This is a genomic window from Pseudomonas sp. NFX15, from assembly GCF_049132105.1.
Classification (GTDB): Bacteria; Pseudomonadota; Gammaproteobacteria; order Pseudomonadales; family Pseudomonadaceae; genus Aquipseudomonas.
Window position 1 is genome coordinate 1 of record NZ_JAFMPV010000029.1, and the last position, 18,654, is coordinate 18,654.

General features: G+C 61.7%; 19 protein-coding genes. 6 read left to right on the forward strand and 13 right to left on the reverse strand.

Annotation, left to right across the window (positions count from 1 at the left end; translation table 11 throughout):
* Positions 1 to 597: 597 nt before the first annotated feature.
* Both J1D76_RS23395 and J1D76_RS23400 read right to left on the reverse strand, forming a co-directional pair.
* Entirely contained in the window at positions 598 to 1,458 is an 861-nt protein-coding gene (locus J1D76_RS23395) for a CAP domain-containing protein (protein WP_421140701.1), read from the reverse strand.
* Between the two features lie 211 nt (positions 1,459 to 1,669).
* Complete coding sequence (locus J1D76_RS23400) at positions 1,670 to 2,458, reverse strand: alpha/beta hydrolase (RefSeq protein WP_421140702.1); 789 nt, start codon at positions 2,456 to 2,458, stop codon at positions 1,670 to 1,672.
* A 108-nt stretch (positions 2,459 to 2,566) separates the two neighbouring features.
* Here J1D76_RS23400 and J1D76_RS23405 point away from each other — a divergent pair, with 108 nt between their 5' ends.
* Both J1D76_RS23405 and J1D76_RS23410 read left to right on the forward strand, forming a co-directional pair.
* Complete coding sequence (locus J1D76_RS23405; RefSeq protein WP_421140703.1) at positions 2,567 to 3,511, forward strand: aldo/keto reductase; 945 nt, start codon at positions 2,567 to 2,569, stop codon at positions 3,509 to 3,511.
* A gap of 121 nt (positions 3,512 to 3,632) precedes the next feature.
* Positions 3,633 to 4,286 (forward strand): peroxiredoxin, encoded by a 654-nt coding sequence (locus J1D76_RS23410; RefSeq protein WP_421140704.1) that lies wholly within the window; start codon positions 3,633 to 3,635, stop codon positions 4,284 to 4,286.
* A gap of 199 nt (positions 4,287 to 4,485) precedes the next feature.
* Here J1D76_RS23410 and J1D76_RS23415 read toward each other — a convergent pair whose 3' ends face one another.
* From J1D76_RS23415 to J1D76_RS23435, 5 genes are read right to left on the reverse strand one after another with little or no spacing between them, the layout of a single operon-like run.
* Positions 4,486 to 4,887 (reverse strand): heme-binding protein, encoded by a 402-nt coding sequence (locus J1D76_RS23415; protein WP_421140705.1) that lies wholly within the window; start codon positions 4,885 to 4,887, stop codon positions 4,486 to 4,488.
* 19 nt (positions 4,888 to 4,906) lie between these two features.
* A complete protein-coding gene (gene glcF / locus J1D76_RS23420) occupies positions 4,907 to 6,124 on the reverse strand; it encodes a glycolate oxidase subunit GlcF (RefSeq protein WP_421140706.1) in 1,218 nt (405 codons plus the stop codon).
* Positions 6,125 to 6,127: 3 nt separating this feature from the next.
* Positions 6,128 to 7,192 (reverse strand): glycolate oxidase subunit GlcE, encoded by a 1,065-nt coding sequence (glcE, locus tag J1D76_RS23425; protein ID WP_421140707.1) that lies wholly within the window; start codon positions 7,190 to 7,192, stop codon positions 6,128 to 6,130.
* On the reverse strand, positions 7,192 to 8,691 hold the full coding sequence (glcD, locus tag J1D76_RS23430) for a glycolate oxidase subunit GlcD (protein WP_421140708.1): 1,500 nt from the start codon (positions 8,689 to 8,691) through the stop codon (positions 7,192 to 7,194). Before glcD ends, glcE begins: the two co-directional genes overlap by 1 nt.
* 5 nt (positions 8,692 to 8,696) lie before the next feature.
* Positions 8,697 to 10,460: an L-lactate permease gene (locus tag J1D76_RS23435; protein ID WP_421140709.1), complete on the reverse strand. Its 1,764-nt coding sequence runs from the start codon at positions 10,458 to 10,460 to the stop codon at positions 8,697 to 8,699.
* 179 nt (positions 10,461 to 10,639) lie between these two features.
* Between J1D76_RS23435 and J1D76_RS23440 the strand changes: the two genes are divergently transcribed.
* Complete coding sequence (locus tag J1D76_RS23440; RefSeq protein WP_160388183.1) at positions 10,640 to 10,876, forward strand: hypothetical protein; 237 nt, start codon at positions 10,640 to 10,642, stop codon at positions 10,874 to 10,876.
* 28 nt (positions 10,877 to 10,904) lie between these two features.
* Here the strand turns inward: J1D76_RS23440 and J1D76_RS23445 are convergent, their stop codons facing one another.
* Positions 10,905 to 11,165 carry a hypothetical protein gene (locus tag J1D76_RS23445; RefSeq protein ID WP_421140710.1) on the reverse strand — a complete coding sequence of 87 codons (261 nt, stop codon included), beginning with the start codon at positions 11,163 to 11,165 and terminating at the stop codon, positions 10,905 to 10,907.
* 415 nt (positions 11,166 to 11,580) lie between these two features.
* Between J1D76_RS23445 and J1D76_RS23450 the strand changes: the two genes are divergently transcribed.
* On the forward strand, positions 11,581 to 12,645 hold the full coding sequence (locus tag J1D76_RS23450) for a hypothetical protein (RefSeq protein ID WP_421140711.1): 1,065 nt from the start codon (positions 11,581 to 11,583) through the stop codon (positions 12,643 to 12,645).
* Positions 12,646 to 12,662: 17 nt separating this feature from the next.
* Complete coding sequence (locus tag J1D76_RS23455; RefSeq protein WP_421140712.1) at positions 12,663 to 13,016, forward strand: DUF1428 domain-containing protein; 354 nt, start codon at positions 12,663 to 12,665, stop codon at positions 13,014 to 13,016.
* A gap of 14 nt (positions 13,017 to 13,030) precedes the next feature.
* Here J1D76_RS23455 and J1D76_RS23460 read toward each other — a convergent pair whose 3' ends face one another.
* Positions 13,031 to 13,225 (reverse strand): hypothetical protein, encoded by a 195-nt coding sequence (locus J1D76_RS23460; RefSeq protein WP_421140713.1) that lies wholly within the window; start codon positions 13,223 to 13,225, stop codon positions 13,031 to 13,033.
* A gap of 123 nt (positions 13,226 to 13,348) precedes the next feature.
* Between J1D76_RS23460 and thpR the strand changes: the two genes are divergently transcribed.
* A complete protein-coding gene (thpR, locus tag J1D76_RS23465; protein ID WP_421140714.1) occupies positions 13,349 to 13,891 on the forward strand; it encodes an RNA 2',3'-cyclic phosphodiesterase in 543 nt (180 codons plus the stop codon).
* Between the two features lie 223 nt (positions 13,892 to 14,114).
* Here the strand turns inward: thpR and J1D76_RS23470 are convergent, their stop codons facing one another.
* From J1D76_RS23470 to potA, 4 genes are all read right to left on the reverse strand, one after another.
* Positions 14,115 to 15,212, reverse strand: coding sequence for a polyamine ABC transporter substrate-binding protein (locus J1D76_RS23470; protein ID WP_421140715.1), 1,098 nt, complete (start codon positions 15,210 to 15,212; stop codon positions 14,115 to 14,117).
* Positions 15,213 to 15,421: 209 nt separating this feature from the next.
* Positions 15,422 to 16,306: an ABC transporter permease subunit gene (locus J1D76_RS23475; protein WP_421140716.1), complete on the reverse strand. Its 885-nt coding sequence runs from the start codon at positions 16,304 to 16,306 to the stop codon at positions 15,422 to 15,424.
* Entirely contained in the window at positions 16,303 to 17,217 is a 915-nt protein-coding gene (locus J1D76_RS23480) for an ABC transporter permease subunit (protein ID WP_421140717.1), read from the reverse strand. Before J1D76_RS23480 ends, J1D76_RS23475 begins: the two co-directional genes overlap by 4 nt.
* A complete protein-coding gene (gene potA, locus J1D76_RS23485) occupies positions 17,214 to 18,356 on the reverse strand; it encodes a polyamine ABC transporter ATP-binding protein (protein WP_421140718.1) in 1,143 nt (380 codons plus the stop codon). The genes J1D76_RS23480 and potA overlap by 4 nt, the downstream gene beginning before the upstream one ends.
* Between the last annotated feature and the right edge of the window lie 298 nt (positions 18,357 to 18,654).

Genomic DNA, 18,654 nt, shown 5'->3' on the forward strand with positions numbered 1-18,654 from the left:
ATTACAACCACAGACGCTGTCACACCGCCTCGAACAACCTGCCGCCAGCCATCTTTGAAAAGCTAGCGGCGTAATACTCCTACAGAATGGTCTAAAAAAACTGGACCACTTCAAGCCAGCTCCTACAAGGTCATGTGGTGTTTCCGACTACGCGATCCCCTGTAGGAGCGGGCTTGCCCGCGAAGGCGGTGTGTCAGACGCTATCGATGCTGGATTTGGACCACGCTGCAGGCTTAGTTTTTTTCCGTCCTGCCAGATTTTTTGCTGGTCGAAATTGGTCTAAAAGCGCGGTTGGCATTTGCCTCTGTTTTGCTATCCTCAAACCTGTAGGTGAAGACGCAGACTGATGCGCAAAAGGATAGCTAGGAGACGTGGGGCGCGTTCCGAAGGGTACACGGTTAGAAAGATCCCCGCGCTGGGATCCAGCCCTTATGCCGTGTGAAGCAGAAGAGTTCCATTACAGTTTCACGACGCTTCTGTGGGAGGCCTGATAAACCTTGTAAGCCGGAGACCAGCACCGGCCACCTACTTATATTCACCCGCGAAGCCCGCCCAGTGCGGGCTTTTTAATGCCCGCACGGTTGGCTGGCCGGCGGCTCATGGCGCGCCAAACAGCATCGTCCAGTACACACCTTCGTCGCTGCGCGCGTTCGAGGCGTAGGCCGCGCCGACCTGGGTAAACATCGGATTCATCAAGTTGGCGCAGTGCCCGGGGCTGGCGAGCCAGCCGGCCATCGCCTTGCTCGGCGAACCTTGCCCAGCGGCGATGTTTTCGCCGATCTGTCGACCACGGTAACCGGCGGCCCTGGCACGGTCGGCGGGCATCTCGCCGTCGGGGTCCTGATGCGCGAAATAATTGCCGTAGGCCATGTCCTTGCTATGGCCTTGTGCTGCCGAGCCCAGGGCGGCACTCCAGGACAATGGTCGCGCCGCGGCGAAACGCTGGCGACCGCACAGTCGGGATTTGGCCCGGGCTGCGTTGACTTGCGCCAGCAAGGCTTGCGCGGCGCTGCGTGGATCGCCGGTTTGCCCGTCGAGTACCGGCTTGGCGAGTACCACTTGCCATTCGCTCCCGGCGCGACTGACGCCGATATCGGCGTATTGGTTGTCCAGCAGCGCGGCGCAGTGCTCGTCCTGGAACCTATCGAACGCTTCTTCGGCATCCCGAGCACCCACCACACGGATCGATCGCACCAGGGTGGCCTGATAGCCGGAGGCCTTCAACCGGTCCCGCAATCCACCGCCATAGCCAACGGGCAGGGCCAGGTTCGACTTGAGTGTCAGGGGCGATAACCGCTGCGTGGGTCGCAGTTGGCAGCCTTGCGGATGCGCGCGGTAGTCGTTGATCGCCGTCACCAATTGCCTTTGTGCATCGGCGTGGGCGGGGCTGGCGAAAACGGGGAGCAGGGTAGACAGGCACAGCGAAGTCAAGCGCAAGGCAACGGCGGTTTGGCGCATGGGACGGCAACTCAAAAGAGATGACAACGATAGGAGGGGGAAAACGCTGGGGTATGACTGGCGTTCCGGGACAAGGTTCACCGCGGTGTGAACCCGTTCAACCTCACCGCCGCCCAGCACACCGATTAATGCCAGGCGCGTGGGCAGTGCGGGGGACTACTTCGTAGTCCAACGGGGGCAAGCCCCCTCGCCACAAAGGTACGGGGTTTCGTTACAACCCTTCTTTCAGCAGCGGGAGATATTCAGGGCTGTCACTGATCGAGTTATGTCCCACGCCCTTGATCACCCGCATCGACGCGACGCCTTTGGCAAAATGACTTAACAGCCGCTCGGTACTCGAACGCGCAATCACTTCATCCTGTTCGGCCGCGATCAAGACTGTCGGCACGGTGATACGCGCGGCGTACTGCCAGGACTGGAATTTGTCCTTCAACAACCAGCGCACCGGAAACCATCGGAACTGCCGGGCGGCAAGTCCTTCGAGGCTGTTGTAAGGCGTGATCAGCACCAGTCGCTCGGCCGGGCGCTGGCTGGCCAGGCGCACGGCAACGCCCGAACCCAGGCTACGCCCGACCACCGCCACATGTGCGTGGCTGGCATGCACCGTGTCGAACAAGCTGATGGCATCGCGGGCAATGGCCTCTTCGGAAGGTGAGCCGGTACTCCCGCCATACCCCCGGTAGTGCAGCAGATACAACGCGTAGTCCGGGAATGCTTGCGAGAACGCCGGCAGATTGCGCGAGACGTCTTCGGCATTGCCGCCGAAATAGATCAGCGCATTGGGGCCGTCATGCGGCCTGACCGAGACCAGCACCTGCGCATCGGCCACCGGCAAGGTCAGCAGCGTGGCGGCGGTGCCGACCGTGCGCGGTTGTGGGTAATAGATCAGCGCCCGCTGGAAGACGAACAGCGCGACACACAGCGCCAGGTACAGCGCAGCGACGATGACGACAAGTAACACCAGGGTGCGCGACATTCGACTAACGTTAGTGGGCGGCATTGTCGGCTCAAGGGCGTGAAAGCGGCGGCTGCCGCCATGCTTGCAGAGTGTAGTCAATCGACCTTGGCGCGGGTGTTGCGCATCCGGGTGACTGGTGAGAAACGGTTTATGAGCCATCCTGTGGGTTACACCCGTAGAGAAATCCTCACGCTGGCTGCCGGTGCTTCGGCGGTCTTCACGTTCGGTTCGATCGGTGCGCAACCCGCGCCGGCGACGGGAACAGGAGGCAAGACCATGCAGACCCGTGTCATTCCTTCCAGCAACGAGGCCTTGCCGATCGTCGGCTTGGGCACCTATCGCGGGTTCGACGTCGACCCTTCGCAGACAGCCTACAAAGACTTGCCCGCGGTTCTCGATGCGTTGTTCGACAAGGGTGGCACGTTGATCGACAGTTCACCGATGTACGGTCGTGCGGAGCAGACCACCGGCGAGCTGCTGTCGATCCATGAGCCGCGCTCCCCGGCATTTCTCGCCACCAAAGTCTGGACCCGGGGCCGCGAGGACGGCATTGCGCAGATGGAAAAATCCTTCGCCTTGCTGCAAACCGATCGCATCGACCTGATGCAGATCCACAACCTGCTGGACTGGCAAACCCATCTGCCGACCTTGCGTCGCTGGAAAGAAGAAGGGCGCATTCGTTACATCGGCATCACCCATTACACGGCGTCGGCCTATGAAGAAGTGGAGGCGGTGCTCAAGGCCGAGGCACTGGATTTTCTGCAAATCAACTACGCCCTGGATGATCGCGGCGTCGAAAAACGCATCCTGCCGCTGTGTCGCAAGCGCGGCGTGGCGGTGATCTGCAACCGGCCGTTTGGCGGCGGTGGCTTGCTCGCCAGACTGAAAGACAAACCGCTGCCAGGCTGGGCGGCGCAGGTCGGGGTCAAGAGCTGGCCGCAACTGGCGCTGAAGTTCCTGCTGTCGCATTCGGCGGTGACCTGCGTGATTCCCGGCACCGGCAACCCGCACTATATGGCGGAAAATGCCGGGGCCGGTTTCGGCCCAATGCTGACCGACGCCCAGCGCCAGCAACTGATTGCGCTGGTGGGCTAGCCACTGACTACGCGGCCGGCGCTTTACCGAACCTCTCCTATACTTCTCGCGTCCATGCCGTTGAAGCGCATTCGTTGCCCTGACGGCGCCCCCCCTTTCCATCAACGCAAGGAGATCGAACATGGCAATCCGCATTGGCGACGAAGCACCGGATTTCACCGCCGACACCACCGAAGGCACGATCAATTTTCACCAATGGGTCGGCGATGGCTGGGCCATCCTGTTTTCCCATCCCAAGGATTTCACCCCGGTGTGCACCACCGAACTGGGCTACCTGGCCAAGCTCAAGCCAGAGTTCGACAAGCGCAACACCAAGGTCCTGGGCCTGAGCATCGACCCGGTCAGTGACCATAACCGCTGGGTCGGTGACATTGCCGAGACCCAGGGCACGGCGGTCAACTATCCGCTGATCGGCGATGAAAACCTGGTGGTTGCCAAGCTCTACGACATGATCCACCCCAATGCCAGCGGCGGCTCGCGCACGGCAGTGGACAATGCCACGGTGCGTTCGGTGTTCATCGTCGGGCCGGACAAGAAGGTCAAGGCCATGCTGATCTACCCGATGAGTGCCGGGCGTAATTTCGATGAAGTGCTGCGCCTGCTCGACTCGCTGCAACTCAATGCCAAGCACACCGTTGCGACGCCGGTGAACTGGAAACCGGGTGAAGACGTGATCATCCCGACGTCGGTGTCGGATGAAGACGCAAAGAAGAAATACCCCGATGGCTTCAAGACCCTGAAGCCGTATCTGCGGACCGTGGCTCAGCCCAAGTAATTTCCCCAGGGATACCGCCTTCGCGGGCAAGCCCGCTCCCACAGGGATTTTCGGTGAACACACAATCTGTGTTCGACAGCGATCCCCTGTGGGAGCGGGCTTGCTCGCGATGAGGCCAGCACATCCAACATCGCGGTCGCCTGACTCTCCGCCATCGCTGGCAAGCCAGCTCCCACGGGGAAACGGTAATGCCAGAATCTCATTTCACACACTGCGCCCCAGCCTTCGCCACCTGCGCATCCTGCTCCGGCTTGACCCCGGACACGCCAACCGCGCCAATCACCTGCCCATCGAACACCACCGGCACGCCGCCCGTCAGTGAAGTCAGCACTGGCGCCGACAGAAAAGCGTAGCGCCCGCCATTGACCATGTCCTCGTAGCTTTTCGATTCGCGCCGACCGAGGGCTGCAGTGCGCGCCTTTTCGGTGGCGATATACGCGCTGCTCGGCGCGCAGCCGTCGAGGCGTTCGAGGGCCAGCGGGTGACCGCCGTCGTCGACCACCACGATGGTCACCGCCCATTGATTGGCCTGTGCTTCGGCGCGGGCGGCGGCAAGGATCTGGCCGACTTCAATTTGGCTGAGCACGGCTTTGCTGTTCATGGGCATCTCCAGGGTTGACTTAGGGCAGGGCGGCCTCGACCAGTTCGATCCAGTGCCGCACCGGAGTTCGTCCGGCGCCGTCGAGGTGCGACTGGCAACCGATGTTGGCCGTGACAATAACCTCGGGATAGCCGCTTTCCAGGGCATTGAGCTTGTTGTCGCGCAGTTGCCGCGACAGTTCGGGCTGGGTCAGCGAATAGGTGCCCGCCGAGCCACAACACAGGTGCCCGTCGGGGACGTAGGTCAGGTTGAAACCGAGCCCGGTCAGCAGCGCTTCTACAGCACCGCCGAGCTTTTGCGCGTGCTGCAAGGTGCAGGGGCAATGGAATGCCAAGCGTTGCGAGGCGCGGATGCCGAGTTTGCCCAACGGTTCGTCGCGCAATACTTCCACCAGGTCCCGGGCCAGCGCACTGATTGTTTTCGCCTTGTCGGCATAGGCCGGGTCGCTGGCGAGCAGGTGGCCATAGTCCTTGATGAAGGCACCGCAACCGCTGGCGGTTTGTACAATCGCTTCGGCGCCTTTTTCGATACTCGGCCACCATGCGTCGATGTTGCGCCGGGCGCGGTCGAGGCCGGCGGCCTGGGCGTCCAGATGGTAGTCCACGGCGCCGCAACAACCAGCTTGGCGGCTCGCAATGACGCTGATCCCCAAGCGGTCCAGCACCCGCGCCGCTGCGGCATTGGTGTTGGGCGAGAGGCCGGGCTGCACGCAGCCTTCAAGCATCAGCACCTGGCGCTGATGCAGGGTCGTGGGCCGTGGCTTGGCCGGCGGGGCATGACGCGGCAATTTGCTTTGCAGGGGGCCGGGCAGCAATGCACGGAACACCTGGCCGCTGTTGACCAGGCGTTTGAACAACTCTGGGTGCGGCACGGTCTGGCGCAACCCTTCACGCAACAGGCGCTGGCCGAGCGGGCGCTGCACCGCCGCGTCGACCACCGCCCGGCCGATGTCCAACAGGTTGTGGTAGTCGACGCCCGACGGGCAGGTGGTTTCGCAGTTGCGACACGACAGGCAGCGGTCCAGGTGTTGCTGGGTCTTTTGCGTGACGTCGTTGCCTTCCAGCACTTGCTTGATCAGGTAGATACGGCCCCGCGGTCCGTCGAGTTCATCGCCGAGCAATTGATAGGTCGGGCAGGTGGCATTGCAAAAACCGCAGTGCACGCAGGTGCGCAGGATGCTTTCGGCTTCCTCGGCGCGGGGCAGTTGACGGGCACGTTCACTCAGGGTCGTCTGCATGGTTCAAAGTTCCGCGTACAGGCGTGCGGGGTTGAAAATGCCCCGTGGGTCGAGTTGTTGTTTCAGGTTGCGGTGATAGCGCATCAGCGCCGGGGGCAGTGGATAGAAGGGGGTGTCGGTCAGACCAAAGCTGAAGCAGGTGACATGACCGCCGACCTCACTGACCACCTGGCGGATAAACGCCGCTTCGGCATCGGATTTCAACCAGCGCTGAGCACCGCCCCAGTCGATCAACTGGCGTCCCGGCAGCGACAGGCGCGGCGTGTTGTTGGGCAGCGACAGGCGCCACAGCGGCTGGTCCTCATCGAAGAAACTCAAGCGCTGTTGGTTGAGGTCGTCCCAAAAGCAAGCGTCCAGCACTTCGCCACCGAGGCGGTCATGGGCCGCCGCCACCGAACCTTCGCCGCCCTCCAGCCGCAGGTGCAGGTGAGTACCGTCGTGGCAGGCCGCGCTGATCGGCAACGGCTGCTGGCTCCATTCGGCCAAGCGCAGCAAGGCCCGTTCAGTGTCCATTTCCAGGCTGATGCTCAGGCACTGCCGGGGTTTTGGCAGCACCTTGAGCGAGACTTCAGTGATCAACCCGAGGCAGCCATGACTGCCGGCCATCAACCGCGACACGTCGTAACCGGCGACGTTTTTCATCACCTCGCCGCCGAAGCGCAACAGCTTACCTTGCCCGGTGATGACCCGCGTCCCGAGCACAAAATCGCGCACCGAACCCGACCACGGACGCCGCGGCCCGGACAACCCGCTGGCAATCATGCCGCCGACAGTGGCGCCATCGCCAAAGGACGGCGGTTCGCAGGGCAGCATCTGTTGCGCGGCGTCCAGCACCTGCGCCAGCTCCGACAATGGCGTGCCGCAACGGGCCGTGATCACCAGTTCAGTCGGCTCGTAGCTGACGATGCCGCGGTGCGAGCGGGTGTCGAGGATTTGCCCGGCCGTGGTGCGCCCCAGGAAGGCCTTGCTGTTGGAACCCTGAATGCGCAATGGCGTGGTGTTTTCCAGCGCCTGATTGACCTGCTCCAGCAACGACGCGCTGTCATCGAAATCCTCAGGGCCGCCCATCAGAACCGCTCCAGCTCGGGGAAAGGCAATTGCCCGCCGTGCACGTGCATCGCACCGAACTCAGCGCAGCGGTGCAGGGTCGGAATGTTCTTGCCGGGGTTGAGCAGGCCGCTGGGGTCGAACGCGGCTTTGATGGCGTGGAACAGGGTCAGTTCATCGCTGTTGAACTGTGCGCACATCTGGTTGATTTTCTCGCGGCCCACGCCGTGCTCGCCGGTGATGCTGCCGCCAACTTTCACGCACAGTTCCAGGATCTTGCCGCCCAGGGCTTCGGCCCGATCCAGTTCACCGGGTTGATTGGCGTCAAACAGGATCAGAGGGTGCATGTTGCCGTCTCCGGCATGGAACACGTTGGCCACCCGCAGCCCGTATTCGTTCGACAGCTCGGCGATGGCGTGCAACACGCCGGGCAGTTCGCGCCGGGGGATGGTGCCATCCATGCAGTAATAATCCGGCGAGAGACGGCCCACCGCCGGGAAGGCATTCTTGCGCCCGGCCCAGAACCGCACGCGCTCGGCCTCGTCCTTGGCCTGGCGCAGCTCAATGGCGCCGGCCTGTTGCAGCGCCTGGCGCACCCGCTCACAGTCATCCGCGACGTCGGCTTCAACGCCATCGAGTTCGCACAGCAGGATCGCCTGGGCCTCCACTGGATAACCGGCATGGATGAAGTCTTCGGCAGCGCGGATGGCCAGATTGTCCATCATCTCCAGGCCACCGGGGATGATGCCGGCGGCAATGATGTCGCCGACGGCACGCCCGGCCTTTTCCACGGAATCGAACGCCGCCAGCAGCACTTTGGCGGTTTGCGGTTTGGGCAGCAGCTTGACCGTGACTTCGGTGATTACCCCGAGCAGGCCTTCGGAGCCGGTGAACAATGCCAGCAGGTCGAAACCGGGGGAATCGAGGGCGTGGGAGCCGAGGCTCAGGTACTCGCCGTCGACCGTGAGGATGTCGACCTTAAGCACGTTGTGCACGGTCAGACCGTATTTGAGGCAGTGCACGCCGCCAGCATTTTCCGCGACGTTGCCGCCGATGGAACAGGCGATTTGCGAGGAGGGATCCGGCGCGTAATACAGGCCGAACGGTGCCGCGGCCTGGGAAATCGCCAGGTTGCGCACGCCGGGCTGAACCCGCGCAGTTCGGGCGGCCGGGTCGATGTGCAGGATGTTGTTGAAGCGCGCCATCACCAGCAGCACGCCTTTCTCCAGCGGCAACGCACCGCCGGACAATCCGGTGCCCGCGCCTCGGGCCACGACGGGGACCTGCCGTTCATGGCAAACGCGCAACACACCTTGCACTTCGTCGATGTGCCGCGGCAGCACCACCAGCATCGGTGTGGTGCGATAGGCCGACAGTCCGTCGCATTCGTAGGGTTTGAGTTCCTCCTGCTGATGGAGGATTTCCAGACCCGGCAGTCGGGTCTGCAATGCCTCTAACAGGGCGTTTTTGTCGACATCGGGCAGGGCGCCGTCGACGCGTTCGTCGTAGAGAATGTTCATCGGCGTCAATCCCCACCGACCACCATGTGACTGAAAGGCGCGACGTAGGCCTGCAACGTCACCAGCCCGCCAACCAGGATCGCCAGCACAATCGAATGGAAGAACACGTAGCGCAGGATTTCGCCTTCATGGCCGTACCAGCGGGTGGCGGTGGAGGCGACCACGATCGATTGCGCATCGACCATCTTGCCCATGACCCCACCGGAACTGTTGGCTGCGGCCATTAATACCGGGCTGATGCCCAGTTGCTCGGAGGTCACCCGTTGCAAGCCGCCGAACAGTACGTTGGACGCCGTGTCAGAACCGGTCAGCGCTACGCCCAACCAACCGAGCAAGGTGCCGAACATCGGGTAGAAAATGCCCGTTGCGGCGAAGGCCAGGCCCATCGTCGCGTCCAGCCCCGAGTAGCGTGTGAGAAAGCCCAGCGCGAGCATCGCGGCAATGGTGATCAGCGAAAAACGCACCACCCACAACGTTCGCAAGTATTGGCGGATCAGTTGCGGGATCGAGTAGCCCATCAGCAAGCCGCCGACAATCGCCGCCAACAGGATGCCGCTGCCAGTGGCGGTGAACCAGGTGAACTTGTAGACCGCTTCTTCAGGTTTCGGCGCCGATACCACGGGCGGCACCTTGACCACCTGCAAGTGCAGGGTGCTGAAGGTCACGACCGGGGCGAACACCGGGCTGCCTTCGAACATCGGTTTACCTTGCGGGTCGAGTTTGGCGCTGCTGGTTTGCGGGTCGATGACCGGACGAATGTCGAAGGTATTCTTGAAGCTTTGGGTACCCCAGATGAACACGAAGATCGTCAGGATGACCCACGGCATCCACGCGCGCATCACCGCCGGTTTGGCCTCGTTGGCGAAGGTTGCAGTGGGTACGGGCTGTTCGTCGTGTTCGGCGTCGATCTTCGAATGGTCGACCCGGCCGGACAGGGCGGCGGAGGTATGCACTGTGGCGGGTTTCCAGACCTTGAGGAAACCGGTCAGGCAGGCCATGGAAATCAACGCGGCGATCACGTCCACCAGCATCGGTCCGTGATAGTTGGACACGAGGAACTGCGGTACGGCAAAACTGACCCCGGCCACCAGGATCGGCGGCCAGATCTCCAGCATCTTGCGCCATCCGGCAAAGGCCCAGATCAGCCAGAACGGCACCAGCACCGAGAAGAACGGCAACTGCCGGCCGACCATCATCGACAGCTCCATTTCATCCAGCCCGGTGACCTTGGCCAGGGTGATGATCGGCGTGCCAAGGGCGCCAAACGCCACCGGTGCGGTGTTAGCGATCAGGGCCAGGCCGGAGGCAGCGAGGGGCGAGAAGCCCAGGCCGATCAGAATCGCCCCGGTCACCGCCACCGGCGTGCCGAACCCGGCCGCGCCCTCGAAAAATGCCCCGAAGCAGAAGGCGATCAGCAGCAGTTGCAGGCGCCGGTCATCGGTAATACGTGCCAGGGAATCCTGCAGCACCTTGAACGAACCGTTCTCGGTGGTCAGGCGGTGCAGGAAGATGATGTTCAGCACGATCCAGCCAATCGGCAGCAAGCCGTTCGCTGCGCCGAACAGCGCCGCAGAACCGGCCATGTTCGCCGGCATGCCGAAGGCGAAGATCGCGATCAGCAAGGCCGAGGCCAGGGCGAGCAACGCCGCCAGGTGTGCCTTGACGTGAAAGAACGCCAGGGACGCCAGCATCACCACCACCGGTACGGCGGCCATAACCGTTGAAAGCACCGGGTTACCGAACGGATCGTAGACTTGCTGCCAGACCATGTTCCACCTCTGCTTTTTATTGTTGGACGTGCAGATCCCCTGGAGGGAGGTGGCCTTCAGTATAGGAGGCATTGCGCGGCTGTCAGGGCTGGCCTTCGGTCCTGCCAATCGGCGCGTTGCACAGGGCTGAGCTAGCATGGCCAGTAGGGTTTCAATCCAGCCAGGGGAGGAAAACAGTCATGACCGAGCGCCATCTGGAGCACAAGGAAACGCTGTCCAACGGATGCAATATCAAGGTCAAGGCCGAGATACTGAAAGACGGTTCGTTAGGCATGTTCATCGGGGTCTACCGGCCGGATGGCACGGCGATCGACGAAAACCACGACCCACGGCCGCACATGCTGGACATGGAGGCGGCGATGGATTGGGGGATCGATATTGCCAAGGGCATTGGTAATAGTCAGCGAACGCTGTGAGCTGTATCCGAGCGACAGGCGGTCGCCCTCAGAATCCGAACGACCGGCTCGCGCCTTTCGCCAGTTCTTCATCGAGCAAATGCTCGACCAGCACATCATTCAAAAACCGGAACTGATCGTTGAGCCCGACCACTTCGTTGCTGAAGTGATGATCGGCAGCCGGGATCAGCAATGCCTCGAAATTTTTGTCGAACATCAGAGTCAACTCTTTACGTGACTCGTATTTCTGCGCGTAGAAATTATTGCCGAACACCGGGAACCGCACGGCGAGTGTGACGGTGTGGATCATGATGTTTGCTCCTCGCTCAGGGCGTACCTGGCAAACACACCCAAGGTGAACGCCGTCAGGGCCAGGCAGGTCAGCAGATGGATCAGCATGATGTTCCCCTCCGATTCGCGGTTTCGTGTTGGCTTGGGATCGATCCTACGCTGACGGCAATGGGGCGGAAGGCGATTGCGGCGATGATGGATATCGACGCCAGTGATGGTGGGTTTTGCGCGGTTTTTACGGGCCCCTTCGCGGGCGAGCCCGCTCCCACAGGGTCGTGGTCGACCGAGGACTTGTGGGAGCGGACTTGCCCGCGAAGACGGCCTCAGAAGCACCGCCAACCGTCGGCCAGACACACGCCGCCACCTATACTCAAAACAGAGGGCTGCCAAACACCGAACGTCCTGTTCGATGAACACTTCAGGAACCCGCCATCGTGAACCTGCGTTCACTGATCGTCGCCGTGCTGGTGGTGTTGGCGGGATGCGCCACGTCGCCGCGTGCACCTGTGAACGTGGCGCCGGTGATCGTTCCGACCAGCACCTGGCAGCAAGTCGATCGAGAGATTGTCGAGGCCTCGCATTCGGCTACCGAGCAGACCAAGATCTACGCCCGTGGCGCCATGGACTATTGGCGCACGCGGGTCTATGAACTGACCGAGGAGAACTTCATTCCCTGGTTCAGCAGCTACTGGACGCAGGAATGGCTGTCGATGAAAGTCAGCTGGTACACCATCAGCGCCAAGGGCGAACAAGATGCTGCCGAGAAACGCCTGGCGTCCTACCTGCTCCAGGCCTATCAGGAGAAGGTCCTGGCCCCGGTGGCCGTGGAAATCGATCCCGATGCGATTCTGGGCCTGGCGATGTCGTTTTATGCCGACATCCTCAAGGAAGAGCTGCAGAAGATTTCCACCCGCCACGGCGTGCCGATGGCACAGCTTAACGGGCGCCTCCAGAAAATTCCGGCCATCGCCCTAGGGCCACCAGCGGCGCGCAATGCCTCGCTATTTCAGATCGTCCACACCGACCCGTTGAATACCTTGCCCGCCTACGCGGCACTGGTCGAAAAGGTCCATCAGGCCGGCGGTGACAAGGGCGTGGGCTCGACTGACACCGCGATGGCGCCGGTGGCCAAGCGCGCCAGCCAGCGCATGGAAGCCGAAATGGCGCCACGCGGGGCGGCCAGTGCCGTGGCCGCCGCCGCCGGGAAACTGGCCGGCGGCTTGATCACCGTGGGCGTGGCCGGTATTCGGGCGATCATCCAGGCCAACGACCGGCCCGACAGCGAGGCGTTGATTCGCAGCAGCCTGGGCAACACCTTCGACAAGGCCTGGACCAAACTGGTACAGAACCCGACCAGTGGCGTCATGGCCGGCACGTTGTACATGGCGGCGCAGATCGAAGGCAGCCTGGCGGATCACACGGCACCGCCGGTCGGTTTGAGCGCCGGGGCTGTCGATTGGACGCCCGCGCAACCGACTACCCAGCAGAACACCCCATGATCCAAGGAGAAACGCTCATGTCTTATGTCGATGGTTTTATCGCTGCTGTACCCACCGCTAATCGCGAGCAATACATCAAGCACGCAAAAGTCGCCGCCTCGATCTTCAAGGAAAACGGTGCCTTGAGCGTGGTCGAATGCTGGGGCGAGGATGTCCCGCCAGGCAAGGTCACCTCGTTTGCGCTGGCGGTGAAACTCAAGGAGGACGAAACCGTGGCCTTCGGCTGGATCATCTGGCCGGACAAGGCCACCCGCAACGCCGGGATGGACAAGATGATGCAGGACTCGCGCATGCAACCGGACGTCAACCCCATGCCTTTCGATGGCCAGCGCATGGTGTATGGCGGCTTTGAAGTACTGCTCCAGGCCTGAAGGCCAACGCAGGGTCACTCCGGCGTCGGGGTGATCCTGCAACTCTTGCGTTGGCGGATCTGGTCATCCGTCGGCCGCTCACGGATGAATTCGAAGCGCGGCTCACCTTCGCTGTAATGCACCAGCCAACCCCATTCCAGGTTGAGTTCATCCTGGCCGGGCTCGGGCGGTCTGGCCCACCATGGCTCTTTGCTGATGACCTGTCGCATGGCCCCCTCCGGTTTTTCGCGATGCTAGAACTATAACGCGCCTGCCCGGCAGCGCCAGAAATGCGCTGGCCGCTGGGGGGTGGTTGAGTAACACTCAAGCGGTCTTCTCACGAGGTGTACGGCATGAGCGACGAATCCCGCGAGCCGTTCAAGCGCCTGTTCTTTGCGCTGGACTGCGCCCCTGGCCCGCGCCGGGAAATCGCCCAGTGGCGCAGTGCGCTGCAATTGCGTAATGGCCGGCCGGTGCCAGCGGAAAATTTTCACCTGACGCTGCTGTTTTTGGGGGCGGTGGGGGTGGCGCAGATCGGCGAGATCTGCACGGCGGCAGCGGCCATCCGTGTCCCGGGCGAGCGCTTGGCGGTGCGCCTGGATCGGCTGGACGCATGGCGCCGGGCAGGGGCGCTGGTGCTGGCGCCCGAGCAAGCGCCACCGGCCTTGCTGCGACTGGTGTACGCGCTGGAGCAGGCGATGTTGCCGTTTGGACTGGAGGCAGAGCCGAGGGAATACCGTCCGCACCTGACGCTGGCGCGGGACTATCGGGCACCGGCGCCGGAGTCTGCCACGCCACCCGAGTTTGTCTTGCGGGCTGATCGCTTCATCCTGTTTGAATCGCACAAGGGACGCTATCGGGCGCTAGCCGAATGGCCGTTGTTGGACTCTCAATAAAAAAGGCGCCCGAGGGCGCCAACATTCACCTGAACCGAGGGAGCCAGGTGAGGCCGTTCTACTTGCAGGAGTGGCAGCGGTGGTAAGGCGCTGCGTGAACGGAAAAGGGTAGAGCTGAAGTTGGTATTGGGTGTCAGGGCCTCATCGCGAGCAGGCTCACTCCTACTTTGGAAGGCGTCTCCCTGTAGGAGCGAGCCTGCTCGCGAAAGCATTTCAGAGTGAATTACTGACCCAGTTTCACCTTGGTCCAGCCACGGGTCATGATCCGCTGGATCGCAATCGGCTGGTCCGGCACCGCGTAGAGCGTGGCCATCACCGCTTCCGACGGGTAGGAACCCGGATCGTTGCGAATCGCTTCATCGACCAACGGCGTGGCTGCCGAGTTGGCGTTGCTGTAGCCGATGTTGTTGGTGATGTCGGCAATCACATCCGGACGCATCAGGAAGTTCATGAACAGGTAGGCGTTGTCGACGTTGGCGGCATCACGCGGGATGGCGAGCATGTCGTAGAAACTGGCGGCGCCTTCTTTCGGGATGCTGTAGTCGATCTTCACCTTGTCCCCGGCTTCCTGGGCTCGGGCCTTGGCCTGCAGCACGTCGCCGGAGTAACCGACGGCCACGCAGATATTGCCGTTGGCCAGGTCGGAGATGTATTTCGAGGAATGGAAGTACGCCACGTTCGGGCGAATCTTCATGAACAACGCTTCGGCTTCGGCGATGTGCTGTTTGTCCTGATCGTTCACCGGGTAGCCCAGGTAGTGCAGGGCGGTCGGGATCATCTCAGTCGGCGAATCGAGGAAACTGATGCCGCAGGCCTTGAGCTTCTCGGCGTTTTCCGGCTTGAACAGCAGGTCCCAGGAATAGGTCGGGGCATTGGCACCGAGGACTTCCTTGACCTTCTGCGGGTTGAAACCGATACCGATCGAGCCCCACATGTACGGGATCGCGTGGGCGTTGTCCGGGTCGCTCGCGGAAGCGTTTTTTAGCAGCACCGGGTTGAGGTTTTTCCAGTTCGACAGCTTGGACTTGTCCAGCGTCTGGTAGACGCCGGCCTTGATCTGCTTGGCCAGGAAACTGTTGGACGGCACGACGATGTCGTAGCCGGATTTACCCGCCAGCAGGCGCGCTTCAAGGGTTTCGTTACTGTCGAAGACATCGTAGGTCACTTGGATGCCGGTCTCGTCTTCGAACTTCTTGACGGTGTCCGGGCCAATGTAATCCGACCAGTTGTAGACGCGCAGAACCTTGTCATTGGCCTGGGCGCCAGTGGCGATTGCGCCCAATAAGGACAGTGTCAGCAGAGTCCTGCCAAACATTTTCATCGGTACAACTCCATTTCTTTTTTATTCAAAAACACAAAACAAAAATCAGAACACAGAACCTGTGGCGAGGGGGCTTGCCCCCGTTCGGCTGCGAAGCAGTCGTAAAACAGGTGAACGCGGTGTATCTGAAACACCGCGGTTTCCGGTTTTGGGGCCGCTTCGCGACCCAACGGGGGCAAGCCCCCTCGCCACAGTTAACTGAGCAACGATCAGGCCGTCGCTCCTGCCATTTGCTTTACAGGTTGCTGCCAGGATTCACTGGCCGTCTGGTCCATCGCTTCCTGGATTGCGCGTTTACGGTTGGCTTCGGCGCGGCGGCTGAAGTACCAAACCATGAATGTCACGATCGAGACCGCCAACAGAATCAGGCTGGCCACGGCGTTGATCTCGGGCTTAACCCCAAGGCGTACCGCCGAGAATACTTCCATCGGCAGGGTGGTCGAACCCGGACCGGACACGAAGCTGGCCAGTACCAGGTCATCCAGCGACAGGGCGAACGACATCATGCCGCCGGCCGCCAGTGACGGCGCGATCATCGGAATGGTGATCAGGAAAAACACCTTGAAAGGCTTCGCCCCCAGGTCCATGGCCGCTTCTTCGATGGACAGGTCCAGCTCGCGAAGGCGGGCGGAGACTACCACCGCAACGTAAGCGGCACAAAACGTGGTGTGGGCAATCCAGATGGTGACGATGCCACGTTCCATCGGCCAGCCGATCAACTGCGCCATCGCTACAAACAGCAGCAACAACGACAGACCGGTGATCACTTCAGGCATGACCAGCGGCGCGGTGACCAGGCCACCGAACAGCGTGCGGCCCTTGAAGCGGGTCACGCGAGTCAGCACGAATGCTGCCAGCGTGCCCAGTGCCACTGCCGCCACAGCGGTGTAGCAAGCGATTTCCAGCGAGCGCCCCACCGAGCCCATCAGTTGGGTGTTATCGAGCAGGCCGGCGTACCACTTGAACGACCAGCCGCCCCACACCGTCACCAATTTGGAGGCGTTGAACGAGTAGATCACCAGGATCAGCATCGGCAAGTAGATGAACGACAGGCCGAGCACCAACATCATTTTTGAAAAACCGAAACGCTTCATCCCCGTGCCTCCATCTCTTTGGCCTGGCTGCGGTTGAACAGCAGAATCGGCACAATCAGGATCAACAGCATCACCACCGCCAGGGCAGACGCCACCGGCCAGTCGCGGTTGTTGAAGAACTCTTGCCACAACACACGGCCGATCATCAGGGTTTCCGGGCCGCCCAGCAGTTCCGGAATCACGAACTCACCGACCACTGGAATGAACACCAGCATGCAACCGGCGATGATGCCGTTCTTGGCCAGCGGCACGGTGATTTTCCAGAAGCTGTTGAAGGTGCTCGAACCCAGGTCCGAGGCGGCTTCCAGCAGGCTCTGGTCGTGCTTGACCAGGTTGGCGTACAGCGGCAGCACCATGAACGGCAGGTACGCATACACCACGCCGATATACACCGCGGTGTTGGTGTTGAGGATCTCGATCGGGTGCGACGTCAGCCCGGTCCACATCAGGAACGCGTTGAGCAGGCCGTTGTTGCTGAGGATGCCCATCCACGCATACACGCGGATCAGGATCGCGGTCCAGGTCGGCATCATGATCAGCAGCATCAGGACGTTCTGTGCTTCCTTGCTCGCCTTGGTAATGGCGTAGGCCATCGGGAAACCGATCACCAGGCACATCAGCGTGCTGAAAAACGCCACCTTCAACGACCCCAGGTAGGCGGACAGGTACAGATCGTCCTGGCCCAGCAGGGAATAGTTGCCGATGTTGAGCATCAGCTGGAATTTCTGCTCGGCGAAGGTGTAGATCTCCGAGTAGGGCGGAATGGCCAGGGCCGCTTCGGAGAAGCTGATCTTCATCACCAGAAAGAACGGCAACATGAAGAACAGGAACAGCCAGATGAACGGAATCCCGATGACGAACTTGCGCCCGCTGGGGACCCACCTCAGGAATTGCTGATTGAAGGTTTTCATCCGCGCAGTACCACGCCGCTGTCGTCTTCCCACCACACGTAGACCTGATCGTCCCAGGTCGGACGTGCACCGCGGCGCTCGGCGTTGGCCATGAACGACTGGACGATCTTGCCGCCAGGCAGCTCGACGTAGAACACCGAGTGGCCGCCAAGGTAGGCGATGTCATGCACCTTGCCGGCGGACCAGTTGTAGCGGTTCTCGGGCTTGACGGTGCTGACCAGCAGTTTTTCCGGGCGGATCGCGTAGGTGATCGACTTGTCCTGCACCGAGGTGCTGACGCCGTGGCCGACGTAGATCTTCTGCTCCAAATCCGGACTGTGGATGATCGCGTGACCTTCCAGGTCTTCTACAACGGTGCCGTCGAAGGCGTTCACGTTGCCGATGAATTCGCAGACCATGCGGCTGACCGGTGCTTCATAGATGTCGACCGGGCTGCCGATCTGGGCGATCCAGCCCAGGTGCATGATCGCGATACGCTGGGCCATGGTCATGGCCTCTTCCTGGTCGTGGGTCACCATCACGCAGGTCACGCCGACGCGCTCGATGATTTCCACCAGCTCCAGCTGCATCTGCGAGCGCAGCTTTTTATCCAGTGCGCCCATCGGTTCGTCGAGCAGCAGCAGTTTCGGGCGCTTGGCCAGGGAACGGGCCAGGGCCACGCGCTGGCGCTGGCCGCCGGACAGTTGGTGTGGCTTGCGCTTGGCGTATTGGGTCATGTGCACCAGGCGCAGCATCTCCTGTACGCGGGCTTCGATCTCGGCTGCTGGCAAACGGTCCTGCTTGAGGCCGAAGGCGATGTTCTGCGCCACCGTCATGTGCGGGAACAGGGCGTAGGACTGGAACATCATGTTGATCGGTCGTTCGTACGGCGGCATGTCGGTGATGTCGACACCGTCGAGCATGATCCGGCCTTCGGTCGGGCGTTCGAAACCGGCGAGCATGCGCAGCAGGGTCGATTTGCCGGAGCCGGAGCCACCGAGCAGGGCGAAGATTTCACCCTGGTGGATTTCCAGGGACACATCGTCCACGGCGGTGGTTTCGTCGAACTTCTTGGTGACGCGATCGATTTTCACCAGGACCTTTTTCGGTGCCTGGTGACCCTCAAGAGCCTTCCTGTAGATGCTGGAGGCGTTTGCCATGTGAAACTCCCAACAGGTTTCAGTCGCCAGGCCAACGCGGCCCGGCTTAATAGTGGATTGCAAACCCGGGGCAGGTCCGCGCAACCCTTTGTAGGAGCGAGCCTGCTCGCGATGGTGTATCAGCTACGTGGGTGTCGACTGACACCCCATCGCGAGCAGGCTCGCTTCTACAGGAGATCGCGCTGGCTCATACCGGCCGGGTTAATTCGGCGCCGCCGTCCTGGCTGCCTGGTAGTACTTGTTGTTATCGCAGTGTGTTGTTGTCGCGAGCGGCACACGCAAAAGCGCCTGCCCGCTC

Excerpts from the sequence above, each read along its gene's own strand:
- glcD (WP_421140708.1), bottom strand. The coding sequence starts at position 8,691 with ATGAACATTCTCTACGACGAACGCGTCGACGGCGCCCTGCCCGATGTC.
- thpR (WP_421140714.1), top strand. The coding sequence starts at position 13,349 with ATGAGCGACGAATCCCGCGAGCCGTTCAAGCGCCTGTTCTTTGCGCTG.
- J1D76_RS23410 (WP_421140704.1), top strand. The coding sequence starts at position 3,633 with ATGGCAATCCGCATTGGCGACGAAGCACCGGATTTCACCGCCGACACC.
- J1D76_RS23400 (WP_421140702.1), bottom strand. The coding sequence starts at position 2,458 with ATGCCGCCCACTAACGTTAGTCGAATGTCGCGCACCCTGGTGTTACTT.
- J1D76_RS23445 (WP_421140710.1), bottom strand. The coding sequence starts at position 11,165 with ATGATCCACACCGTCACACTCGCCGTGCGGTTCCCGGTGTTCGGCAAT.
- J1D76_RS23395 (WP_421140701.1), bottom strand. The coding sequence starts at position 1,458 with ATGCGCCAAACCGCCGTTGCCTTGCGCTTGACTTCGCTGTGCCTGTCT.
- J1D76_RS23475 (WP_421140716.1), bottom strand. The coding sequence starts at position 16,306 with ATGAAGCGTTTCGGTTTTTCAAAAATGATGTTGGTGCTCGGCCTGTCG.
- J1D76_RS23440 (WP_160388183.1), top strand. The coding sequence starts at position 10,640 with ATGACCGAGCGCCATCTGGAGCACAAGGAAACGCTGTCCAACGGATGC.
- J1D76_RS23455 (WP_421140712.1), top strand. The coding sequence starts at position 12,663 with ATGTCTTATGTCGATGGTTTTATCGCTGCTGTACCCACCGCTAATCGC.
- potA (WP_421140718.1), bottom strand. The coding sequence starts at position 18,356 with ATGGCAAACGCCTCCAGCATCTACAGGAAGGCTCTTGAGGGTCACCAG.
- J1D76_RS23460 (WP_421140713.1), bottom strand. The coding sequence starts at position 13,225 with ATGCGACAGGTCATCAGCAAAGAGCCATGGTGGGCCAGACCGCCCGAG.
- glcE (WP_421140707.1), bottom strand. The coding sequence starts at position 7,192 with ATGGGCGGCCCTGAGGATTTCGATGACAGCGCGTCGTTGCTGGAGCAG.
- J1D76_RS23415 (WP_421140705.1), bottom strand. The coding sequence starts at position 4,887 with ATGAACAGCAAAGCCGTGCTCAGCCAAATTGAAGTCGGCCAGATCCTT.
- J1D76_RS23470 (WP_421140715.1), bottom strand. The coding sequence starts at position 15,212 with ATGAAAATGTTTGGCAGGACTCTGCTGACACTGTCCTTATTGGGCGCA.
- glcF (WP_421140706.1), bottom strand. The coding sequence starts at position 6,124 with ATGCAGACGACCCTGAGTGAACGTGCCCGTCAACTGCCCCGCGCCGAG.
- J1D76_RS23405 (WP_421140703.1), top strand. The coding sequence starts at position 2,567 with ATGAGCCATCCTGTGGGTTACACCCGTAGAGAAATCCTCACGCTGGCT.
- J1D76_RS23435 (WP_421140709.1), bottom strand. The coding sequence starts at position 10,460 with ATGGTCTGGCAGCAAGTCTACGATCCGTTCGGTAACCCGGTGCTTTCA.
- J1D76_RS23480 (WP_421140717.1), bottom strand. The coding sequence starts at position 17,217 with ATGAAAACCTTCAATCAGCAATTCCTGAGGTGGGTCCCCAGCGGGCGC.